We start from the raw sequence: 4519 nt of genomic DNA on the forward strand, positions 1-4519 counted from the left end.
CACCGGCCCCCGGTAAGGCCGGGCACGGTGCTGGTGACCGGGGGAACCGGGGGAGTCGGCTCCCACGTCGTCCGGCACCTCGTCCACCAGCGTGGCGCCAGCCGGGTGGTCGTCGCGGCCCGCTCCGACACCGGCGTCGCCGACCTCGTCGCCGACTGCGGCGAGGCCGTCCAGTTCGTGCCCTGCGACGTGTCCAACGCCGACGAACTCGCCGGCCTCCTCACCACCCTGGCCGACACCCTCGTCGGCGTCGTCCACGCCGCCGGCGTGCTCGATGACGGCGTGCTCACCTCGCTGACCCCCGACCGCCTCCAGCGGGTCGCCGCGCCCAAGGCCGGCGCCGCCCGCGCCCTCGACCAGCTCACCCGGCACCTCGACCTGGACTTCTTCGTCGCGTTCACCTCGGCGGCCGGTGTGCTCGGCGCACCCGGCCAGGCCGCCTACGCCGCCGCCAACGCCGAGGTCGACGCCCTGATGGCCCGGCGCCGCCGCGAGGGGCTACCCGGGCAGGCCGTGGCCTGGGGGTTGTGGGCCGACACCGGTATGGCCCGCACGCTGACCGCCGCCGAACGCCGCCGACTGGTCACCACCGGCTTCCCCCCGCTCGCCCCGCCCCGCGCCCTCGAACTCCTCGACCTGGCCCTGACCCGGGCCGAACCCTGCCTGGTGGCCCTCGACCTCGACCCGCGCCAGCTCGGCAGGCAGCCCGGCACGCCGGCCCTGCTGGCCGACCTGCTGCCCGCGGCCCGCCCCGCCACCGCCCAGCGCACGTCCCCCACGCCCGCCACGTCCGACCCGCTCGCCCTGGTCCGCACCCACCTGGCGGCGGTGCTCGGCCACGACGACCCCCGGCGGGTCGACGCCCACCGGGGTCTGCGGGAACTCGGCGTCGACTCCCTGGCCGCGGTCGAACTGCGCAACCGGCTCAGCGCCGCCACCGGCAGGCCCCTGCCCGCCACCCTCGCCTTCGACCACCCCACGGCCGAACGGCTCGCCGCCTTCCTCGCCGCCGACGGGCACCCCGAGGACGCGCCGCCCGCCACCACGGTGGACTCCTCGGACGACCCCATCGCGATCGTCGGGCTGGCCTGCCGCTACCCGGGCGGGGTGCGCGGCCCCGACGACCTGTGGGACCTGGTCACCTCCGAGGTCGACGCCATCGGCCCGTTCCCCACCGACCGGGGCTGGGACCTCGACCGAGTCCTCGGCTCCGACCCCACCAGGCCGGGCACCAGCTCGGTGGGCGAGGGCGGGTTCCTCGACGACGCGGCCCTGTTCGACGCCGAACTGTTCGGCATCTCCCCCCGCGAGGCGTTGGCGATGGACCCGCAACAGCGGCAGCTGCTGGAAACGTCCTGGGAGGCCCTCGAACACGCCGGCATCGACCCCAGGTCGGCGCGGGGCAGCCGGACCGGGGTGTTCACCGGCATCATGTACCACGACTACGGTCCCGGTTTCGCCGACGCTCCACCCGAGGTGGAGGGCCTGCTGGGCGCGGGAACCACCGGCAGCGTCGCCTCCGGCCGGGTCGCCCACGTCCTCGGGCTGGAGGGGCCCGCCCTCACCGTGGACACCGCCTGCTCCTCCTCCCTGGTCGCCGTGCACCTGGCCGCCCGGTCGCTGCGCGCCGGGGAGAGCACCCTGGCCCTGGCCGGGGGAGCCACCGTGATGAGCACCCCGGCCGCCTTCGTCGAGTTCTCCCGGCAGGGGGGGCTCGCCGCCGACGGCCGGTGCAAGTCCTTCTCCGACGACGCCGACGGCACCGCGTGGTCGGAGGGCGTGGGGATCCTCGTCCTCGAACGCCTCTCCGACGCCCGCCGCAACGGCCGCCACGTCCTCGGCCTGCTGCGCGGCTCCGCCGTCAACCACGACGGGGCCTCCAGCGGGCTCACCGTCCCCAACGGCCCGGCCCAGCAGCGGGTCATCCGCGCCGCGCTCACCGACGCCGGACTGGCCCCCCACGACATCGACGTCGTGGAGGCGCACGGCACCGGCACGGCCCTGGGCGACCCCGTCGAGGCGCACGCCCTGCTCGCCACCTACGGCGCGGACCGGGACACCCCGCTGCTGCTGGGAACGGTCAAGTCGAACCTCGGCCACACCCAGGCCGCCGCCGGGGTCGCCGGCGTCATCAAGACGCTGCTGGCGATGCGGCACGGCACCGTGCCCCGCACCCTGCACGTCACCACCCCCAGCTCCCAGGTCGACTGGTCCGCCGGAGCCGTGCGGTTGGCGACCGAGGCGAGGCCGTGGCCCGACACCCCGGGGCCCCGCCGCGCCGCCGTCTCGTCCTTCGGCTTCAGCGGCACCAACGCCCACGTGGTCCTGGAAGCCCCGCCGCCCGCGCCAACCGCCGCCGAACCCGCGACGACCGGGAGCCCCGTTCCGCTCCTGGTGTCCGGGCGGACCCCGACGGCCCTGCGCGCCCAGGCCGCCCGGCTGGCCGCCGCCGTCGACATGCGCCCCGAGGTCCCGCTGACCGCCCTGGCCCGGTCGCTGGCCCGCACCCGCGCCCGGCTGGACCACCGCGCCGTGGTCCTGGCCACCGACCGGGAGGCCGCCGTGGCCGGGCTCGGCGCGCTCGCCCGAGGAGAAACGAACCCCCAACTCGTCTCAGGAGTGGTTTCGGTGCACCAGTTGGCTGTCGTGTTCGGCGGGCAGGGCTCGCAGCGCCTCGGGATGGGCCGGGAACTGCACGACCGGTTCCCCGTCTTCGCCGACACCTTCGACCGGGTCTGCGGCGCCCTCGACGCCGAACTCGCCGCCGACCGCCCCCTCGCCGAGGTCGTGTTCGGTGAGGACGCGGAGACGCTGAACCGGACCGGTTGGGCGCAGCCGGCGTTGTTCGCGGTGGAGACCGCCCTGCACGCGCTGGTGTCCTCGTGGGGGGTCCGGCCGGACGTGGTGGCCGGGCACTCCGTCGGGGAGTTGACGGCCGCGCACGTCGCCGGGGTGTGGGACCTGCCCGACGCCTGCCGGGTGGTGGCGGCCCGCGCCCGGCTGATGGACGCCCTGCCCGACGGCGGCGCGATGGCCGCGCTGAACGCCGACCTCCCCACCGTCGAGACGCTGCGCGTCGACGGGGTCGACATCGCCGCCGTCAACGGACCCGAGGCCGTGGTGGTCTCCGGCCCGGCGCTCGCGGTCGACGACGTCGTCCGCGCCGCCACCGCGCGCGGTATCCGCGCCACCCGGCTGCGGGTGTCCCACGCCTTCCACTCCGCGCTGGTGGAACCCGCGCTCGCGGACCTGCGCGTCGCCCTCGACGCGGTCACCTTCCACGAACCGACCCTCACCGGGCTGTCCAACGTGACCGGAGGCCCCGCCGAGCGGTGGACCGACCCCGACTACTGGGTCGAGCACGCGCGGGCCACCGTCCTGTTCGGTGACCTGCTCACCGCCCTGCCCGGCCTCGGCGTCACCGCCGTGCTCGAACTCGGAGCGGACTCCACCCTCACCGGCCTCACCGGTCTCGTCCTCGGCGACGCGGTCCCGGCGGTCCCCGCCCTCCGCCGGGACCACGACGAGGCCGAGTCCCTGCTCCGCGCCCTGTCCGACCTGCACGTCGCCGGCGTCCCGGTGTCCTGGCGGGAGTTCTTCGAGGACGCCGCGACCCTCGACCTGCCCGGCTACCCGTTCGACCGGCGGCACTACTGGCTCACCGCCCCCGGGCCCCGCCCCGACGGCACGGGACTGGGTGTGCGCGACGCCGGGCACCCCCTGCTGGGCGGTGTCCTCGACGTCCCCGGCTCCGGCGAGGTGCTGTTCACCGGCCGGTTGTGCCCCGGCACGACGCCGTGGCTCGCCGACCACCGGGTGCTGGGGCGCACCGTGCTGCCCGGCGCGGCCCTGGTGGACCTGGCCCTCCACGTCGGCGACGAGGTCGGCCGCCCCCAGGTGACCGAACTGACCAGCCTCGCCCCGCTGGTGCTCGACGAACCCCTCGTGCTGCGGGTCGTGGTGGCCCCGGCCGACGCCCACGGCGACCGGGCGTTCACGGTGCACGCCCGCCCCGAGACGGGCGACGAGTGGACCCGGTACGCCACCGGAACCCTCGGCGCCGACGGCCCCCGGCCGGCGCCCGCCGCGTGGCCGGGAACGGTCGACGCCGTCGACACCGCCGCCCTGTACGCGGAACTCGCGGACCAAGGCCTGGACTACGGGCCCGCCTTCCGGGGGCTGCGTGCCGTCCGCCGCGACGGAGCGACGGCCCACGCCTCGGTCGAGGTCCCCGGGCCCGCCGACGGCTTCGCCGCGCACCCCGCCGTCCTCGACGCCACCTTGCACGCCCTGCACCCCACCGGGCTGCTGCCCGCCCAGGACGGCGCGCCCCTGGTCCCGTACTCGTGGAGCGGGGTGCGGTCGTACACCCACACCCCGGGGACGACCGCCGCCCGGGCCACGATGACCCGGCACGACGACTCCTCGGTGTCGCTGCTCCTCGTCGACGACGCCGACCACCCGGTGCTCACCGTCGACCGCCTCACCCTCCGCCCCGCCACCCCACCACCCGCCGCCA

At 76.7% G+C, this 4519-nt stretch carries 1 protein-coding gene; it reads left to right on the forward strand.

Annotation, left to right across the window (positions count from 1 at the left end; translation table 11 throughout):
* Nucleotides 1-33 precede the first annotated feature (33 nt).
* The coding region (locus ACTIDRAF_RS0213410) for a type I polyketide synthase (protein WP_245533534.1) at nt 34-4519 on the forward strand (4486 nt) is incomplete at its 3' end.

The organism is Actinoalloteichus spitiensis RMV-1378, assembly GCF_000239155.1.
GTDB lineage: Bacteria > Actinomycetota > Actinomycetes > Mycobacteriales > Pseudonocardiaceae > Actinoalloteichus_B > Actinoalloteichus_B spitiensis.